General features: G+C 52.0%; 8 protein-coding genes. 2 read left to right on the top strand and 6 right to left on the bottom strand.

The genetic code is table 11. From position 1 onward, the window contains the following. The first annotated feature begins 51 nt into the window (after positions 1–51). Positions 52–777, top strand: a complete 726-nt coding sequence (locus TBC1_RS17290; protein WP_062045508.1) for a phosphatase PAP2 family protein — start codon at positions 52–54, stop codon at positions 775–777. A gap of 41 nt (positions 778–818) precedes the next feature. Beyond that, positions 819–1,583 (top strand): exodeoxyribonuclease III, encoded by a 765-nt coding sequence (locus TBC1_RS17285; protein WP_062045506.1) that lies wholly within the window; start codon positions 819–821, stop codon positions 1,581–1,583. 677 nt (positions 1,584–2,260) lie between these two features. On the opposite strand, the gene TBC1_RS17280 is transcribed toward TBC1_RS17285, so the two are convergent. The 6 genes from TBC1_RS17280 to TBC1_RS17255 all read right to left on the bottom strand — a co-directional run bounded on the left by TBC1_RS17280 (position 2,261) and on the right by TBC1_RS17255 (position 18,760). Further along, positions 2,261–3,481, bottom strand: a complete 1,221-nt coding sequence (locus TBC1_RS17280; protein ID WP_062045504.1) for a serpin family protein — start codon at positions 3,479–3,481, stop codon at positions 2,261–2,263. A gap of 470 nt (positions 3,482–3,951) precedes the next feature. Then, positions 3,952–14,037 (bottom strand): T9SS type B sorting domain-containing protein, encoded by a 10,086-nt coding sequence (locus TBC1_RS17885; RefSeq protein WP_062045502.1) that lies wholly within the window; start codon positions 14,035–14,037, stop codon positions 3,952–3,954. Positions 14,038–14,410: 373 nt separating this feature from the next. Then, the gene (locus TBC1_RS17270) at positions 14,411–15,097 is read right to left on the bottom strand and encodes a hypothetical protein (RefSeq protein WP_137305850.1); all 687 of its coding nucleotides are present in this window, start codon (positions 15,095–15,097) and stop codon (positions 14,411–14,413) included. Positions 15,098–16,951: 1,854 nt separating this feature from the next. After that, the gene (locus tag TBC1_RS17260; RefSeq protein WP_062045496.1) at positions 16,952–17,140 is read right to left on the bottom strand and encodes a hypothetical protein; all 189 of its coding nucleotides are present in this window, start codon (positions 17,138–17,140) and stop codon (positions 16,952–16,954) included. A gap of 2 nt (positions 17,141–17,142) precedes the next feature. After that, positions 17,143–17,280: a hypothetical protein gene (locus tag TBC1_RS18205; protein WP_236695692.1), complete on the bottom strand. Its 138-nt coding sequence runs from the start codon at positions 17,278–17,280 to the stop codon at positions 17,143–17,145. Between the two features lie 397 nt (positions 17,281–17,677). Further along, positions 17,678–18,760: a hypothetical protein gene (locus tag TBC1_RS17255; RefSeq protein ID WP_062045494.1), complete on the bottom strand. Its 1,083-nt coding sequence runs from the start codon at positions 18,758–18,760 to the stop codon at positions 17,678–17,680. Positions 18,761–19,012 lie beyond the last annotated feature (252 nt).

The raw sequence follows: 19,012 nt of genomic DNA, 5'->3' as shown, positions 1-19,012 counted from the left end.
TGTATCTGATTATTACAACCTGTTTATTGTTTTTAAACGAGAGAATCACGCATGATAAAAGTACTCAGACATGATCAGTGGTTGTTTTTTTTGCTGACGGGGATTTACTGGCTTTTTCTGTCCATATTGCTGTTGCTTGAAGGATACAGGGGAAGTTTCCTGTTGCTGAACGGGCTGCACCGGCCATGGCTCGATTACCCCATGTTCATCCTGACCCACCTGGGCGATGCGCTGATCCTTACCTCCCTGCTGGCATTGCTTCTTACCCGGACGCGGCCTGACCTTGTGCTGCTGTTGATAATCACCGTGGCAATCACCGGCTTGTTCGGGCAACTGCTCAAAAATACCTTTTTTGACGGGTGGGACCGTCCCTTGCGCGTCTTTGCCGAAACCGGAGGTGTTCATACTGTTGCCGGATATAAAATGTACCATAACGCTTTCCCGTCGGGGCACAGCATTGTGGCTGCTGCGGCCATCACTACGCTTGTCCTGAACCTGCCTTATGGCTATGGTTTCCGCTTTTGGATGGGACTGGCTGTGATCATTATCTCTTACACAAGGATTTACACCGGGGTTCATTTTGCGGGGGATGTGCTGGCCGGTACGGTCATTGGTGCAGCCGGAGCCATCATGATTACCGCATGGCTGGCAGAGCCAATGAAGAAAAGAACAGAAGCCCTGACCGTGAACCGCGCCAGGCGGATGCGATGGTGGTTATGGGGCATTGCCCTGTTCAGCTTTGTGGCAGGCGTTGCCCTGGTGGTCGATATGCTTTAACCCGGTTTCCGCCGGCTTTACACGGAAAAGAAGACTTTATTATGAAAATCATCACCTATAATGTAAACGGGGTACGCTCGGCGCTTAACAAAGGGCTGATAACCTGGCTTATGCGTGAGAAGCCCGATGTGCTTTGCCTGCAGGAGACCAAGGCGCAGCCTGATCAGATACCTGTTGAAGAGTTTGAAGCACTGGGATATCATTGCCACTGGTTTTCTGCAGAGAAGAAAGGTTACAGCGGGGTCGGACTCCTCAGCCTGAAGCAACCGGATGCTGTTTTCAGCGGGATCGGCATCGACCGCTATGATGTGGAAGGCCGGCTGATAAGGGCTGATTTCGGTGATGTTACCGTGGTAAGTGTATATCATCCATCCGGTACAACCGGGGATGAACGGCAGGCTTTTAAAATGGAATGGCTGGAGGACTTTTATGATTATGCCCTGGGGTTGTCCGATATCCGTCCGAACCTTGTTTTATCCGGAGATTATAACATCTGTCACCGGCCGATTGATATTCACGATCCCATACGCAATGCCGGCAGTTCAGGTTTTCTGCCCGAAGAACGTGCATGGATGGAGGACTTTCTGAACAGTGGTTTTACCGATACTTTCCGGTTTTTCAATAAACATCCGCATCATTACACCTGGTGGAGCTACCGTGCCGGTGCCCGTAAACGCAACCTGGGATGGCGCATCGATTACAACATGACAAGCATTCCGCTGCGGGAGAAGCTTCTGAACGCCCGTATCCTGCCCGAAGCGGTTCATTCCGATCATTGCCCTGTCATGCTGGAACTTGATTGTTAGGTTAAGTGCCGGGCACAGACAAGGACATCCGTTTCAACTTTGACCTGACCTGACAAGTTTTTTTCCAAATTGTCAGGTCTTCTTTCTACTGATGTTCCAATCAAAGCCTGGTGATGTCAGCACAAACTGTTGACTTTTATCTTTTTATCCGCTCAGGCCGCGGGGCCTCGCTTTCGCAACGCGGCTGCCTAAACTTGACCATTGTTTCATTTCTTAAGCTGTCTCTTCACTTCTTTGAATATAGGCCTTTGAAGGTCAACTTTAGAAGGCCACTTATCCTGTAATAAGCATAAGAAATGCTTATTCGTCTTAGAAAATGTAATTCAGTGATGGAAGAATCACTGAAACATTTTCTAAGACGGGATCACCCCAACTAAATCAGGTAGTTCGCAACTGTTACCAGTCGCTCCTACTGATTAAGTTGGGGTGTTGCGAAAGCTGATAATTTTTCCGCTCTTCTTTACGTTTCTGGGATTACAAAGAATTAAAGAAATCCGTTTCCACAGAACACGGACGAATACGTCCGCGCCAACCGGGAGTTTTCTTCCAACTTGTCAGGTCTTCTGAGACTTGCACCAACAATCAAATAAAACAACGCCCCGGGGTTGTGGTTGGTTGGTTGCGCATGAAATGCGTCCCCCGGGGCGTGTAAAAATTATCAGGGATAAAAATGAATGCTAATAAGCGGGCAATTCAACCTTGCCAATAAACAGCAGGGTGTTGGTCAGGCGTTCGCGGATCGCGAAAATAAAGGGCTTGTCAATCACTACCGGTTCAGGAATACTGGTATACTCTATGCCGATGGTGGTAACGGCGGCAGCCTCGGTGCCTTCTTCATTCACATCGACAAAGGTGTTTTGTTTTACAAAACTGACAAAGATATCCTCGTCAGAAATCCCTGACAGATCTGCCATCGTCGGATTAAAAGCATTGGTCATGCCCATGGCTTTCAACTGGTCGTTCAGCACTTTCTCAAAATCAAACCTGAATTTTGGCATCAACAGTTCCGATGTCTGAGCGGTGGAAGCGTCGAGCCCGGAAGTGATTTCCAGCCATACAGGCCCGTTAAACTCATTCATGAAGGAACCGAGCGGACCGGAAGGCAGAACGAGTACCATGGCAAAGTTTTGCTGTCCGTAAGGCAGCTCGATGGCTTTGTAATTGTTCCCGTAAAATGATTTGAACGGAAATTCAGCTTTCATCATATCCACATCTGCTGCATTTCCGGTTTCCGGATAAAAGGGGAGGGGGGCTGTGGCGGATTTGTCGAATTTGTAAGTCCAGTCTCCCTTGAAATACAGGGCGTTCATCAGAAACATCACGGCATCCGGGCTGATCTCATCAAGCACCTTTTCTATTTTCCCGTTGGTATTGTCTTTTGCCCAGTTGTTGATGGTCGTCAGTGCCTCAGGACTTAAAAAGTCGAGCGATCCGGTTCTGGCTTTAAAGGCGGTATGCATGCGATCAAGAAACAGCGTTTTTACTTCAAAATCCTGGCGGTACCATACTGCATTGGCCAGGGCGAGCTGTATTTTGGGGTCAATGGTAAGCAATTGGCTTACAAGACTGTTGTAATTTTCATTGATTTCATCCAGGGAAAGCGATTCATAACCGAGCATATCCCGGATCTGTGTGTATGTTTCCGCACCGCATCCGTTGAGCAGCATCGAAAGTGCCGTAGAAGCGCTCAGGGGCGACAGCATCAGGTTGCCTTCCTCTGTCAGCGCTGTTTCCCTGAACAGGTCTATGCCGAAGCTGTTGCTCTGGCTGATCATCAGGCCGGCTTTGGCCGGCAGGTTGATGGGCTTCGGACTTTGCGGGATTTTGTCGTCCTCTTTCTTACATCCCGGCGTTAGCAGGGAGACTAAAAGGACTGATATGGCAATGAGAAGTTTCATAACACTGATCTCCGTTAAAAAATATTGACAGTTTTCCGGTTTAGGTCTGATTGAATGCGCAATCCTGAATTTATGACGGAAATTACCGTAAAAGGTTGCATCCGGGGTTAATCTTTTTCCGGGCCCGGCTGGATCGTCTCCTTAGGGTGCTGATATTCAGCGCTTAATGGTCCCATCCATTTCCGGTTTAACAAAAATCACCTTATTACGTTTAAAGATTGTCAGAATCGGAGAAAGCCTGACAACATCCTTTAATTAGCTGTTAGATATTGTTTTTCCCGTTCCGGATGCTGATCCGGTTGTAAAAGTAAAAGCTGTAAATCCCCGGGACAGCAGGGGGGCAACTGACCGTGCCCGGGGAAAACAGCTTTATATTGTACTCAGATGCCTGGTCTGGCATCGTTCCGCTATTATGGGGATTATCATTCAGTTTCTTTACGGACTCTGTTCCATTTCAATATTTTTTAAGTTTATCTGATTACCGTTACACTTCCGGTGACCGGACTGCTGGTGAGCCTGGTTACATAGGAAGGTGCTTCGAAGGCAATCACATAAACGAAGGAGTTGGGTGATACCAATTCCCCGTCAACAGTGCCATCCCAGCCTTCGCCCGGATCGTAGCTTTCATAGATCAGTTGACCCCACTTGGTATAGACATGCATAGAATACCTTGAAGGTTCCCATCCGATAAAGATTGGCCTGAAAACATCATTGAGTCCGTCTCCGTTGGGTGTGATGGCGTTCGGGATTCTTAATTCGATGTTACATGGAACAAGGGCTACCGAATCAGCGCCGCGGCAACCGTTCTCATCTTCAACGTTTACCCAGTAGTCACCGGCTTCGTAGGCAACCATACTTTGCATGGTAGAGCCGTCGTGCCACAGGTACGAAATGTAACCGCTTCCCGGGTCGAGCAATACGGGCTGTCCGTAACAAATGGTATCGGCATAACCAATATGAATTTCAGGAGACGGGTAAACATTCACCTGTATTTCTTCTTCCGAATTACAGAAGTAGCTGTTAGTGGCTACCACGTGGTAGTTGCCTGCATCGTTGGTTCCAAGGGTGCCCAGTTGCCAGGCAGGTCCGGTCTGATGCGTTCCGTTGGGCCCTGTCCAATAGTAATTGAGTAATTCTCCTGTTCCGGTGCCTGATCGCAAGGTCAGCGAATCGCCGGTACAATAATCACCTTCACCGAGTGCAAAAATTTCGGGACTCGGGAGAATTTCTGCCATACCGTTTACATAAATGCCCGGAATAGAGTCGTTGCCGGAAGAATAGATCACACATTGCAGCCAGTTCCATTCCAGGTTGCTGTTGCCGGCAGCCAGTGCATCAAAACTCAGGGAGAAGAGCTGTTGTCCGCTGCCCACCGTTGCTGATCCGTCGAATATTGAATAACGGATTTGCAGCACGTTGCCGATAATGCTGGTGCTGAATGTGCCGTTCGAAAGCGCTCCGTTGATGTTCAGCAGTCCGTTGAATGAAATAATGGAGGGATCAAATTCCAGTTCAAGGACAAAGGATGAAATATCGTTGAAATCCCTGGCATCTACCGGAATAACAACCGGCAGGTTCAGACAGTATGTCACGGTATCGGTCGAAATCAATACCTCACCAAGAACGGTATTCAAAATATTGAACTCCTGCGTTACAGTACAGCCGTCGGCATCCATGACCCAGGCCATATACGGGCCGATTGCCAGACCGGTGAACGAGTTCCCGGTCTGCCAGTTGATGCCGTCGAGCGAATACTGCAATGGGGCTGTGCCGTTGGCAATGATGATAACGCTGCCGTTGGGATCTCCGTTCACGGCATTCTCTACTTCAAGACTGACGATAACCGGAGCGGGAATTGCTGTCACAGTAATATTTGTCAGTGAAATTGTACATCCGGATGCATCTCTTACCGTAACCGTGTATGTGCCGGCAGCCAGGTCTGCAAAAACAGCAGTTGACTGCCATCCGCTGATTCCGTCAAGCATGTACTCCAATGCACCGCTGCCTCCCGTTGCCGCGATGGTAATGGAACCGTTCTCTTCGCCGCAGGTGGTGGAAATGGTTTCAGCGGTAGCCAAAATGGCATCAGGTTCGGTAACGGTAACTTCGCCGATAAATACCTGGCAATCAAGATGACTGGCGTCGCGGATCCATGTCTGGTAGTTACCTGCAGCAAGATTACCGAATGTGGCAATGTTCTGCCAGTTCAGTCCGTTGCTGATGCTATACTGATAATTTCCGCTGCCTCCTGCAGGATTCGTAAAAGTAATGCTTCCGTCGGCCACGCCTGCACAACTTGCCGGGACAACCTCAGGAATTGCAGTCAGCAGCTCCGGTTGTGCGATGGTAAAGGTGCCGAGATTGATCACCAGGCCCGGATCACCGGCATCGCGCATCCAAACGGCGTAGGAGCCTGCCGTCAATCCGCCATAGGTGCCGGCTGTTTGCCAGTTGATATTGTCGATGCTGTATTCGTAGTTGCCCGAGCCGCCCGTGGGGTTGCTGATGGTTATGCTTCCGTCGTTGCCACCGAAGCAGGTGACATCGGTGTGGTCAACCTGTGCGGAAAGCGATCCGGCCGGCAGTATGGTAACGGTTTGCAGCAGGATAAAGCAGTCCGTGGCGTTGGCGTCGCGGATGTAAACATCGTAATTACCCGGAGCAAGACCGTTAAATAAACCGGATGCCTGCCAGTTGACCCCGTCGATGCTGTATTCATAAGCTCCCGAGCCGCCCGAAGGTGTGCTGACGGTTATTGTTCCGTCATTCGCGCCGGGCAGGGTTTCATTGGTCCAGGTAACGGTGGCGGCCAGGATCGCCGGTTGGGTGATTGCCACTACGGCAAGGGTGACAAAGTTGGCCGGATCATCGGCATCGCGCATCCAAACGGTATAGGAACCGGCCGTCAATCCGCCGAAGGTGCCGGCTGTCTGCCAGTTGATATTGTCGATGCTGTATTCGTAGTTGCCCGAGCCGCCCGTGGGGTTGCTGATGGTAATGCTTCCGTCGTTGCCGCCGAAGCAGGTGACATCGGTGTGGTCAACCTGGGCGGAAAGCGATCCGGCCGGCAGTATGGTAACGGTTTGCAGCAGGATAAAGCAGTCTGTGGCGTTGGCATCGCGGATGTAAACATCGTAATTACCAGGAGCAAGACCGTTAAATAAACCGGATGCCTGCCAGTTGACCCCGTCGATGCTGTATTCATAAGCTCCCGAGCCGCCCGAAGGTGCGCTGACGGTTATTGTTCCGTCATTCGCGCCGGGCAGGGTTTCGTTGGTCCAGGTAACGGTGGCGGCAAGGATAGCCGGCTGGGTGATTGCCACCACGGCAAGGGTGACAAAGTTGGCCGGATCATCGGCATCGCGCATCCAAACGGTATAGGAACCGGCCGTCAATCCACCGAAGGTGTTGGTTGTCTGCCAGTTGATATTGTCGATGCTGTATTCGTAATTGCCCGAGCCGCCCGTGGGGTTGCTGATGGTAATGCTTCCGTCGTTGCCGCCGAAGCAGGTGACGTTGGTGCTGGTGACATCCGCGGTAAGCGCCCCGGCTGCCTGAATTTCAACCATCATCAGGTTGATATAGCAATCCGGTGCATTGGCATCGCGGATAAAGACCTGGTAGAATCCTGGAACGAGTCCCGTGAAAACGCCCGAAGCCTGCCAAACCATACCGTTGATGCTGTATTCATATGCACCTGAGCCTCCCGAAGGTGTACTTACGGTAATTGTTCCGTCGTTGGCGCCGGGCAGGGTTTCGTTGGTCCAGGTAACCGTAGCCGAAAGGATGGCCGGTTCCGTTATGGTTATGGTTGTCAGGATAACACTGTTGACAGGCTCAAGGGCATCACGCATCATCACAACATAAACCCCTGCGGGGAGACCGGTGTAAATTCCGCTTCCCTGCCATGTGGCTCCGTTGTCGATGCTGTATTCGTAAGTGCCGGATCCGTTTTGCGGATCGGTAATACTGATGGTGCCGTCCGTTAAGCCGTTGCAGCTGATGTTGGTATAACTGACATTGGCCGTAAGTGCATTGGCGGGCAGAATCTGTATGGTTTGCAGCAGGATATAGCAGTCTGTGGCATTGGCATCGCGGATGTAAACATCATAGTTGCCCGGGGCAAGTCCGGTAAAGTTGCCGGAAGCCTGCCAGTTAATGCCGTCAATGCTGTATTCATAAGCGCCTGAACCTCCTGAAGGCATGGTCACGGTGATCGTTCCGTTATTGCCTCCCGGGAAGGTTTCGTCGGTCCAGGTTACGATGGCTGTAAGTATCGCCGGTTCGGTAATGATCACCGTGTCGAGGGTGACTTCATTCTCATGGGCATTGGCATCGCGGAGCATCACCACGTAGGTGCCGGGCGTTAGTCCGGTATAGAGTCCGCTGTTTTGCCAGGTTACACCGCCATCAATGCTGTACTCATAAACGCCGGAACCGTTCTGGGGATTGGTTATGCTGATGGTTCCGTCATTGCCGCCAAAACAGGTAACATTTGTTGAGGCAACTTCGGCACTAAGTGAGCCACCGGGCAGGATTTCTGCGGTTTTCAGGAAGATAAAGCAATCGGTGGCGTTGGCATCGCGGATGTAAACATCATAAAAACCCGGAGCGAGTCCGTTGAAGACATTTCCAGCCTGCCAGTTGATGCCGTCAATGCTGTATTCATAAGCTCCGGAACCACCCGTGGGGGTGCTGATGGTAATGCTTCCGTCATTGGCGCCGGGGAATGATTCATGGGTCCAGGTGACATTCCCTGCAAGAATGGCCGGTTCTGTGATAATGATGGTGGTCAGCGTTTCGGTATTGGCAGGTATATCGGCATCGCGCAGCATCACAACATAAGACCCCGGAAGTAGACCGGTATAGTTGCCGTCAATCTGCCAGCTGAATCCGCCGTCAATGCTGTACTCATAATTGCCAGTCCCGTTCTGCGGGTTGCTGATGGTTATGCTGCCGTCGCTGCCGCCAAAGCAGGTAACATTGGTAAACACAATGTCTGCCGTAAGGGCATCCGCCGGAAGTATTTCGATAACCTGTAACAGGATAAAGCAGTCGGTGACATTGGCATCCCGGATATACACATTATAGGAACCGGGCGCCAGTGCAGTAAAGTCACCGGAAGCCTGCCAGTTAATGCCGTCGATGCTGTACTCATAGGTACCTGAACCGCCCGCAGGCGCGCTGACGGTAATGCTTCCGTCGATGGCGCCGGTGTAAGTTTCATTGGTCCAGGTTATCGTGGCAGTCAGGATGGCGGGCTCTGTGATGACAACAGTAGTCAGGGTGACTTCATTGGCCGGAACATCGGCATCGCGCAACATGACCTCATAAGTGCCGGCTGTAAGCCCGGTAAAGGCGCCTGTACCATGCCAGGTTGTTCCACCGTCGATGCTGTACTCGTAGTTGCCCGAACCGTTCTGGGGATTGCTGATGGTAATGGATCCGTCGTTACCGCCGAAACAGGTAACGTTGGTAAAGTCCACATCCGCCGCAAGGGCATTGCCGGGAAGAATCTCAATGGTCTGCAACAGGATATAACAGTCTGTAGCATTGGCATCACGGATATAAACATCATAGTTGCCGGGCGCCAGTCCGGTGAAGTTACCGGATGCCTGCCAGGTAGTCCCGTCGATGCTGTACTCATAGGCGCCCGAGCCTCCCGAAGGCGCGCTGACGGTAATGCTTCCGTCATTGGCACCAGGGTAGGTTTCGTCGGTCCGGATTATCGTGGCAGCCAGGATGGCAGGCTCTGTGATGACAACAGTAGTCAGGGTGACCTCATTGGCCGGAACATCGGCGTCACGCATCATCACGGTGTAAGAGCCGGCAATCAGGCCGGTAAAGGCGTTGCCGCTCTGCCAGGTTGTTCCACCGTCGATGCTGTATTCGTAGTTGCCCGAACCGTTCTGGGGATTGCTGATGGTGATGGATCCGTCGTTACCGCCAAAACAGGTAACGTTGGTAAAGTCCACATCCGCTGTAAGGGCATTGCCGGGAAGAATCTCAATGGTCTGCAACAGGATATAACAGTCTGTAGCATTGGCATCGCGGATATAAACATCATAGGTGCCGGGCGCCAGTCCGGTGAAGTTACCGGATGCCTGCCAGTTAGTCCCGTCGATGCTGTACTCATAGGCGCCCGAGCCTCCCGAAGGTGCGCTGACGGCAATGCTTCCGTCATTGGCGCCGGGGTAAGTTTCGTTTGTCCATACAGCCGTGGCGGCCAGGATGGCGGGCTCTGTGATGACAACAGTAGTCAGGGTGACTTCATTGGCCGGAACATCGGCATCACGCATCATCACGGTGTAAGAGCCGGCAATCAGGCCGGTAAAGGTGTTGCCGCTCTGCCAGGTGGCTCCGCCGTCGATGCTGAATTCATAATTGCCTGAGCCGTTCTGGGGATTGCTGATGGTGATGGATCCGTCGTTACCGCCGAAACAGGTAACATTGGTAAAGTCCACATCCGCCGTAAGGGCATTGCCGGGAAGAATCTCAACGGTCTGCAACAGGATATAACAGTCAGTGGCATTGGCATCGCGGATATAAACATCATAGAAGCCGGGTGCAAGTCCGTTGAAGACATTTCCAGCCTGCCAGTTGATGCCGTCAATGCTGTATTCGTAAGCTCCAGAACCTCCCGAAGGAGCACTGATGGTGATGCTTCCGTCATTGGCGCCGGGGAAAGTTTCGTTGGTCCATGCAACCGTGGCAGCCAGGATGGCGGGCTCTGTGATAACAACGGTAGTCAGGGTGACTTCATTGGCCGGAACATCGGCGTCACGCAGCATTACAGTGTATGAACCGGCAATCAGACCATTGAAGGTGCTCGTGCTATGCCAGCTTGCTCCTCCGTCGATGCTGTATTCATAATTGCCCGAGCCGTTCTGGGGATTGCTGATGGTAATTGATCCGTCGTTGCCGCCGAAACAGGTAACGTTGGTAAAATCAACCTCCGCTGTCAGCGGGGCTTCCGGATCTGTAAGTGTGATGGTGCCGCTACCCTCGCAGCCATTGGCGTCAGTAACCAATACATTGTATAATCCGGCTACAAGTCCGGTTGCAGTTTGTGTGGTTTGTGCAAGCGGATCATCCCAGAGGTAAGTGTAAGGCGGGGTGCCTCCGGTAACGGTGGCGGTTGCCGTTCCGTCATTGCCGCCGGGAGTGGTGGGATTGGTGCCGGTAACACTGACAATCAGCTCATCGGTGATCACAATGTCCATGGTGGTGGGTACACCGCACTGCGCGGGATCATCCGGGGTAAAAGTAAAGGTGAAGGTTCCAACCACGGCGGTATTGATGGTTGCCGGGTTCCAGATACCGGTAATGCCTTCGATTGAGGCTGCCGGCAGGGCCGGGGCCACACTGTTCTGGCAGAGCGGACCGATCTGTGCGAACGTCGGGACAATCTCATCGGTGATCACAATGTCCATGGTGGTTGGTGCGCCACACTGCGCCGGATCGTTCGGGGTGAAGGTAAAGGTAAAGGTTCCGGCCACGGCGGTGCTGATGGTTGCCGGATTCCAGGTACCGGTAATGCCTTCGATTGAGGCTGCCGGCAGGGCAGGGGCCACACTGTTCTGGCAGAGCGGACCAATCTGGGCAAACGTCGGGACAATCTCATCGGTGATCACGATATCCATGGTGGTGGGTATGCCGCACTGCGCGGGATCGTTCGGGGTGAAGGTAAAGGTAAAGGTTCCGGCCACGGCGGTGCTGATGGTTGCCGGGTTCCAGGTACCGGTAATGCCTTCGATTGAGGCTACCGGCAGGGCAGGGGCCACACTGTTCTGGCAGAGCGGACCAATCTGGGCAAACGTCGGGACAATCTCATCGGTGATCACGATGTCCATGGTGGTGGGTATGCCGCACTGTGTGGGATCATCCGGGGTGAAGGTAAAGGTAAAGGTTCCGGCCACGGCGGTGCTGATGGTTGCCGGGTTCCAGGTACCGGTAATGCCTTCGATTGAGGCTGCCGGCAGGGCCGGGGCCGCACTGTTCTGGCAGAGGGGACCGATCTGGGCAAAGGTCGGGACAATCTCATCGGTAATCACGATGTCCATGGTGGTGGGTACACCGCACTGCGTGGGATCATCCGGTGTAAAGGTAAAGGTAAAGGATCCGGCCGTGGTGGTTGTGATGGTTGCCGGGTTCCAGATACCGGTAATGCCTTCGATTGAGGTTGCCGGCAGGGCCGGGGCCACACTGTTCTGGCAGAGCGGACCGATCTGGGCAAAGGTTGGGACAATCTCATTGGTGATCACGATGTCCATGGTGGTGGGTACACCGCACTGCGCGGGATCATCCGGGGTAAAAGTAAAGGTAAAGGTTCCGGCCACGGCGGTATTGATGGTTGCCGGGTTCCAGATACCGGTAATGCTTTCGATTGAGGCTGCCGGCAGGGCCGGGGCCGCACTGTTCTGGCAGAGCGGACCGATCTGGGCAAAGGTCGGGACAATCTCATCGGTAATCACGATGTCCATGGTGGTGGGTACACCGCACTGCGCGGGATTATCCGGGGTAAAGGTAAAGGTAAAGGTTCCGGCCACGGCGGTATTGATGGTTGCCGGATTCCAGGAACCGGTAATGCCTTCGATTGAGGCTGCCGGCAGGGCCGGGGCCACACTGTTCTGGCAGAGGGGACCGATCTGGGCAAAAGCGGGCGTAATTTCTTCGTTGATCAATATAACCATGTCAACGGGGATACCGCACTGCGCGGGATTATCCGGGGTAAAGGTAAAGGTAAAGGTTCCGGCCACGGCCGTATTGATGGTTGCCGGGTTCCAGGAACCGGTGATGCCGTTGTCGGAAATCAGCGGCAGGGCGGGTGCTGTGCTGTTCTGGCAGAGCGGACCGATCTGTGCAAAAGCGGGCGTGATTTCTTCGTTGATCAAAATAACCATGTCGACGGGGATACCGCACTGCGCGGGATCATCCGGGGTAAAGGTAAAGGTAAATGTTCCGGCCACGGCGGTATTGATGGTTGCCGGATTCCAGGAACCGGTGATGCCGTTATCGGAGATCAGCGGGAGCGCAGGGGCCGTGCTGTTCTGGCAGAGCGGTCCGATCTGTGCAAAAGCGGGCGTGATTTCTTCGTTGATCAAAATAACCATGTCGACGGGGATACCGCACTGCGCGGGATCATCCGGGGTAAAGGTAAAGGTAAAGGTTCCGGCTGCAGCGGTTGTGATGGTTGCCGGGTTCCAGGTACCGGTGATGCCTTCGAGGGAGGCTGCCGGCAGGGCAGGGGCCACACTGTTCTGGCAGAGGGGGCCGATCTGTGCAAAAGCGGGCGTAACTTCTTCGTCTATGGTGACCTCCAGGGTAACTGTGGTGGCGCACTGTCCGGCATCCGGGGTAAAGGTGAATGTGAATGTTCCTGCTGTCAGGGTGCTGATGCTGGCCGGATTCCAGGTGCCTGTAATTCCATTGACCGAAGTCAGCGGAAGGGCAGGGGCTGTGCTGTTCTGGCAGAGCGGGCCGATGGGATCAAAGGCAGGGATGGTTTCGGGCTCCACCGTAATGATGATTTCCCCGGCGGTTGCTTCACAGCCGTTGGCATCGGTGATGGTGTAGAAAAGCGACCAGGTCCCCGGATCTGGAGAATTAAATTCCGGTGCTTCCAGCGTTGCATCGTTCAGATACACCGCTCCGCTTCCTGTCCAGAGGTGACCGGCAGGAGGTTCGGTTCCGCCGGTATGTGCTCCGGTAAATGTCGCACTTTCGTTGATGCATAGCGTTGCTGTAAGCGGAGTGGCAGACGCGGTCAGCAATTCAGGTTCCGTCAGGCTGACATCGCCCGTGGTTTCGCAACCGGCATCGTCGGTAATAATATATGTATAGGTACCGGCCGTCAGATTTTCGAACAGCCCGGTGCCGTTGGTGTTTCCGTTTAATGTAAAGGTATAGGGCTCAGTGCCGCCTGAAGCGGTAAAAGTTACTGAACCGTCGTTGCCGCCGTGGCAGCTGATATTAACAATGTCGAAAGTGACCTGCAGGTTGTTGATGGTGATGGTCAGCGAGGAGACCGCCGGGGTACAGGCCTCGCTGTAGCCCAGTCCCTGGGCGGTCAATGTAAGGATTACATTTCCGTTTGCAATGTCGTTCGGCCCAAAGGTGTAGGTCGGGTTCAGCAGGGTGGCATCGTCAAAAGTGCCGTCGCCGCTGGTAGTCCATAACAATCCGCTGTAGTCGCTGGCGGTGGCATCGTCGAGCAGCACCGGTTCCGGACTGCAGAGGGTAAAGCTGTTGCCGGCAAAAGCGCCGGGTTGTTCAAATACGGTGATGGTGCCCAGCTGGGTGGTATCGCAGCCATTGGCGCCAAATTGCAGATTGGTAAGGGCATACACCCCCACCGGTACATTCCAGATAATGGTGACGGTGTCCACCTCTTCGGGCAGGGTGGTGATAACGCCCAAAGGATCGGTCAGCAGCCACGAATAGGTCGATCCGGCCTCACCGTCGATGCGGTAGTGCCTTTCGGCGCCCACGCACACCCTGTCGATCTCATACTGCCCCGCCGCACTGAGTGCAGTAAGCGCCAGTAAAGTCAACATCAAGTATCTGAGTCTGTTCCGCATACCAAAAGATTCAAAGATTCAAAAATTCAAAAATTCAAAAATTCAATTCAACTGTCCGCCTCATCCCCCGCATTCACTGCGTTGCTGCGGGGCAAGCCGGCTCCGGCACCCTCTCCTCAAGCGAAAGACCCGCGCAAAGCCGCAAAGCCGCAATGATTTTTTTTTACATCTTCCTTTCACTATCATTCTCTCTCGCTCACCCTTTCACTCCCTCTTCTCGTCTCCAATGTATGGTGGTGTCGGTTGGTCTCGGCTTCGCTCGTCCACCCCCGCTCTTTCCTTACTTACGTCCCTTGTCCCTTCTTCAGGCGTCCCTCGTCCCATCTTCAGGCGTCCCTCGTCCCTCCTTCTAAGGTTCATACTGATAAATCGGCGAGCCATCCGGTCTCGGTTTCACGGTCAGGGTGACGCTGTTCGACGGATCCGGGTTGGTTCCGTTGGCGTCGGTGACCGAAAGCACCGTGTAGGTAGTGGTCCGCGTCGGCGATATCACGATCACAAACGGGTTGTCCGTGATACCGTTATATGTTGTTGTTACCGGCGGATTGATGCCGTCATTGGCCTCGAGTTCGAAGCTCCACGGCGCTTCACCGGTAAAAGTAATCAAAAGGTCGGCTTCATCGCCGCGGCAAACCTCTTCGGGATTCACCACCAGCGAGGCCGTGGGCAGGGCAGGCAATACTTCCACCAGATAGAACTTCATGTTATTGGTGGGACAGTCGTTTACCGCCGTGATCTTGACCATATACATGCCTTCCGCCAGGAATGTGATGGGTACCGATGATCCGGTATTACCCGACGGGAAGAAGGCGCTGGTAACCGGACAGTTGCCCGGTACAACAGCCATGTTGATGCCTGTATAATTGTCATAGATCTCCCAGGTGATATTTTCTTCCTGCGCAAACTGAACATCCACCTCAAAGGTAAAGGTCTGACCGGCATACACAGTGACCGACTGGGCCGATGCGGATGCACCGGTCAGCAGCAGCGCTATCGCTGCAGCCATCAGTCTAAGTATGTGTTTAAATGCGGTCATTTTGGTGTTTAAGTGTTCAGGTGTTCAGGTGTTCAGGTGTTCAGGTGTTCAGGTGTTCGTGTGTTCGTGTGTTTGTGTGTTCTTGTGTTTTAGTGTTTGTGTGTTCTTGTGTTCTTGTTACTACTTCCCACATTCCGCATTCCGCAATCCGCAATCCGCAATCCGCAATTTCTTCTCCTTGTCTTCCCGTCTCCTTGTCTCCTTGTCCTGCATGTGGTGGTCTCGTTCCGATGGTCCCGATAGCGATCGGGATCGGAAACGCTCGACCACCGTGGTCTTCCTTTCTTTTTCCCCTTGTCTCCCCGTCTCCGGGTCTCCTTGTCCAATGCAGGTCTGTCGTGAAAGACCCGCTCAAAGGCGCAAGGCCGCAATGATTGTTTTTACATCTTCCTCTCTCTTTCTCCTTTTCCCTCATTCTCCTTGTCTCCCCGTCTCCTGGTCTCCTTGTCCTGCTTGTGGTGGTCTCGTTCCGATGGTCCCGATAGCGATCGGGATCGGAAACGCTCGACCACCGTGGTCTTCCTTTCTTTTTCCCCTTGTCTCCCCGTCTCCTTGTCTCCTTGTCTTTTTCTATAAAGTTGTACTTCACATCAGGACGTACCTCTCCCATTAAGCTCAAAAATGTCTTTAAATCCCTGGTTTGCAAGTGCCCCCTGGCGGGCAACCTGCTCCGGGCTGCTGGGCCTATGTTGTTGATAATTAATCTTATGGCGTCTCCGGGTGGACCCTCACCCTGATGCCGTGCCAGACAGTCTTTCTCTGGCAGGCATCGTCGTCGCCTTCGTCGTTGCTGAACCATTGTGTTGCCGGGAGGCCACTCCTTTTCGTGAGGCCCTGCCCGCAAGGGTGGAGGAGATCCATCCGCCCTGAGCCCGGCAGCCTGCACCGGCTCCCGCACCGCTTCCGGCCTTAACAGCCAGGCAATACAGGTTCCCGCTTCTGCGCCGGGGCCATGTTTGTTTTGTTGCTTATGCATTCATATCAATTTAATTGGTGAATACTCCGTGAATTGGAAAGCGTTGACTGCCAATGGCTGGCCATGCTTTCTGAAAGGGGACGGGGGACGAGGGACGAGGGACGACAGCTCCGGTTAAGCGCTCTTCCAACATCCATTCGTTTCCATACTTCCGCTCTTTTCTGTGTTTGATCGCAGGTGGTCGAGGGACGCGGGTCGGGGGACGTAAATCCGCCATCAAAAGCACTTCCCCGCGTCCGCCGGACTTCCGGTAAACCTTTCAATCCGAAATCCAAAATCAGAAATCCGAAATCAAAAGCTCCGCTGACCCTACTGCATTCTTGCATGGTTCTTTCCATAGTCAATCAGGTTAAAATTGTTTACAACGTGCTCATTCCCTTAACGTTATATTGCCGGACATAGTGGTGGCCGTAAACCTGCGGTTATACAGGCTTATACACCAGGCAGTCCTTGTCGGGAACTTCAGCTTCATACTAAAACCGTGTTCGCATTGTCATGAATTTTTGTTCGACAACGGGCTCCGTTCAGTTGTAGATTTCCGGAAATGCTCCGGACTGTAAGTTTCAATCCGAAATCTAAAATCCGAAATCCGAAATCCTATAAGGATCAACATCTTCCACGCTCCGGCCACCTCCTGCAACAGCTGCAGAAAATCCGGGCTTCTTCCGGCCATCCCCTGTGCACAGCACCCGGAGATCCCCGCGGAATCCCTTCAGTTTCCTCTGCCTGCCATTTTGCTGCATAGGCGTTCAGATTTGGAATCGTTCAATCCATTCCTTGATGTCCGCCAAAGCGGAACAACTGCGCGAAAACCCTTTCCGGCTTTCTCCCGATCGTGATCGGGCCTATATAGTGCCATCGTAACGGAACCCTGGGGTTCACGCCACAGGCGGGAAGGTCAATCCGTGTAAACGCGGCTTTAAAATGGCGGATATCATGAACCCTTTCGCCGGCTTCCATGCGCCCATTTCCGGGATGCGGTGCAGGCAGACCGCAGGCTCCGCTTCCGCTCCGGTATCAAACAGCACCGGACCGTGCAGCTTCCTCAGCCTTAAGGGTTTATCCATAATTATCCTTTCTGTGGCAAACCGGTTGCAGTGTGCAGTCCTTTGCGTGCAAGCACCCCGTGGCAGGCCATAAACCCTGCACCGGGCTTACCCCGCGCGGTAAAACTGTAACACTTCCAACTCCTTCTGCCTTTATCCATCTTAACTATGCGTTATAAAATCTGTGACAATGCCTCAACTACGCCAATCCACCTGCCCTTTTCCTAAACCCACTGCCTGAATCCTGTCTTACGTTCTATGTCCAATGCTCCAATGCTCCAATATTTCATTATCACATTATCACATTAGCTCATTACCACATTATCACATCACATTTACACTTCATTCTCGCATCGTTTGCCATGTTTCCATGCATCCCGGATTGTCAAATTCTATTAAAACCTGAAATCGCATATCCGAATCTCTCAATCCGAAATCCGAAATCTACAATCCGAAATCCTTTTCTTCCCTTCTTCCCTCCGGCCGGAATCCCGAAACTTCGGAACTCCAACCGGAAAGAATATTGGGTTGAAAAAGCAAATTCAAACTACCTCTCCATTATGGAAGCTTATTTTCAAACGGAGTAGGAGTTACTGCGGTCATAGTAGGTCTTGGTGTAATTGTGTATGTTGCCTCGTCAGTAACATTATTAACACACGGTTGACCAGCTGGGCCTTCATCAAGATCAGGATATAATGTATAACTACCTGCAGTTTCAGGATCTTCCATATTACCATTAATTCCAAGTACAATTGATTCAGTAGCAAGAGTTTCGGTTGCAGCATGACTAACTTCAACACGTACAACTATACAAGCCTCACTAATAAATCCATTATTGACAATTGTAGTATAATGAGATGCGAGTACTGGATCAGTGACTGCATTCCATGCACCAGTATTTGTTGCCTCATCAGCATATGCCCATTCAACAGAAGTGATGGTACTTGCGCCTAAAGTTGAATTAGCTGTTGTCCATGAAGGCATCCATGAAGTCTGCCAGTTGGCTGCTGTAACAATAAAGAATACATAGTTGTCACCATATACTACATTCAGGTCTGTTCCATCATATGATGCGCTCTGAATATTACCAACGCATTCTGTAGTACCCACAACACCAGTTTCATCCAAACCAGCAATATCAAGAGTAAACGAATAAGTAGGAACAATACGAAAAACTTCAATATTATCAGTACATCCGGAAGCATTTACAACATAAGCCACCAATAAGACCTGATTGGCGGTACCATTAAATGACTTCCAGGTTAGATTGACAGTTAGAGAAGTATTAGCTAAAACATTGTATGCGGCATCGGAATCTAAAAGATAATCGCCTGTGCCATCGCCGGGATCGATGTTCGCTGTAAATGTTGATGGAGCAGTCATAATTTGTGTTGGATCATCAGTTACAAACCAATAAACTGTTCCTGCGTCAGGTGCAGTTATGGTATAGGGATATTCAACACCTGGTACCGGGTTTAAACCGGTTCCGGTAGCACAGGTTAGGGGGATAGCAGCAGGACACGTGGGAACTGCATCCAGATAATCATTCTCAGGATTCAAGGGTTGTCCAAAGGACATGTTTGTCGCGGAGAAAAGCAATGCTAAGGTCAGCATCGCGAGAATTAAAATTTGCTTTTTCATTTTTGTAAGTTTTAATTGTTTGTAATCAAATTGTTAGAAAAATTAAAATTGTTTGTTTGTGTTTTGTCCATGATGGACGTTTTTTGTTTTGTTAAAAAAATGTTTTGTTATGGCCGCAAGTAGCGGTCTTTCTCTTTCAGCTTTCCTTTCTCATAGGCGGTGGTTTTTGTTAAACATTGTTTTGTATTGGAGGCAAAAATTCCGGACGGCCCTAAGGCTGTGGGAGAACAGTTGGGAAGGCCGGGCCGGAAA

The organism is Lentimicrobium saccharophilum, from assembly GCF_001192835.1.
GTDB classification, from domain to species: Bacteria; Bacteroidota; Bacteroidia; order Bacteroidales; family Lentimicrobiaceae; genus Lentimicrobium; species Lentimicrobium saccharophilum.
Note: the sequence above shows the minus strand (reverse complement) of the source record. Positions and strands in the feature narration are given on the sequence as shown.

Bases quoted from the DNA above. Each gene is read 5' to 3' on its own strand.
- TBC1_RS17885 (WP_062045502.1), bottom strand. From the start codon at position 14,037: ATGTTGACTTTACTGGCGCTTACTGCACTCAGTGCGGCGGGGCAGTAT.
- TBC1_RS17290 (WP_062045508.1), top strand. From the start codon at position 52: ATGATAAAAGTACTCAGACATGATCAGTGGTTGTTTTTTTTGCTGACG.
- TBC1_RS17280 (WP_062045504.1), bottom strand. From the start codon at position 3,481: ATGAAACTTCTCATTGCCATATCAGTCCTTTTAGTCTCCCTGCTAACG.
- TBC1_RS18205 (WP_236695692.1), bottom strand. From the start codon at position 17,280: ATGGATAAAGGCAGAAGGAGTTGGAAGTGTTACAGTTTTACCGCGCGG.
- TBC1_RS17260 (WP_062045496.1), bottom strand. From the start codon at position 17,140: ATGGATAAACCCTTAAGGCTGAGGAAGCTGCACGGTCCGGTGCTGTTT.
- TBC1_RS17270 (WP_137305850.1), bottom strand. From the start codon at position 15,097: ATGACCGCATTTAAACACATACTTAGACTGATGGCTGCAGCGATAGCG.
- TBC1_RS17285 (WP_062045506.1), top strand. From the start codon at position 819: ATGAAAATCATCACCTATAATGTAAACGGGGTACGCTCGGCGCTTAAC.
- TBC1_RS17255 (WP_062045494.1), bottom strand. From the start codon at position 18,760: ATGAAAAAGCAAATTTTAATTCTCGCGATGCTGACCTTAGCATTGCTT.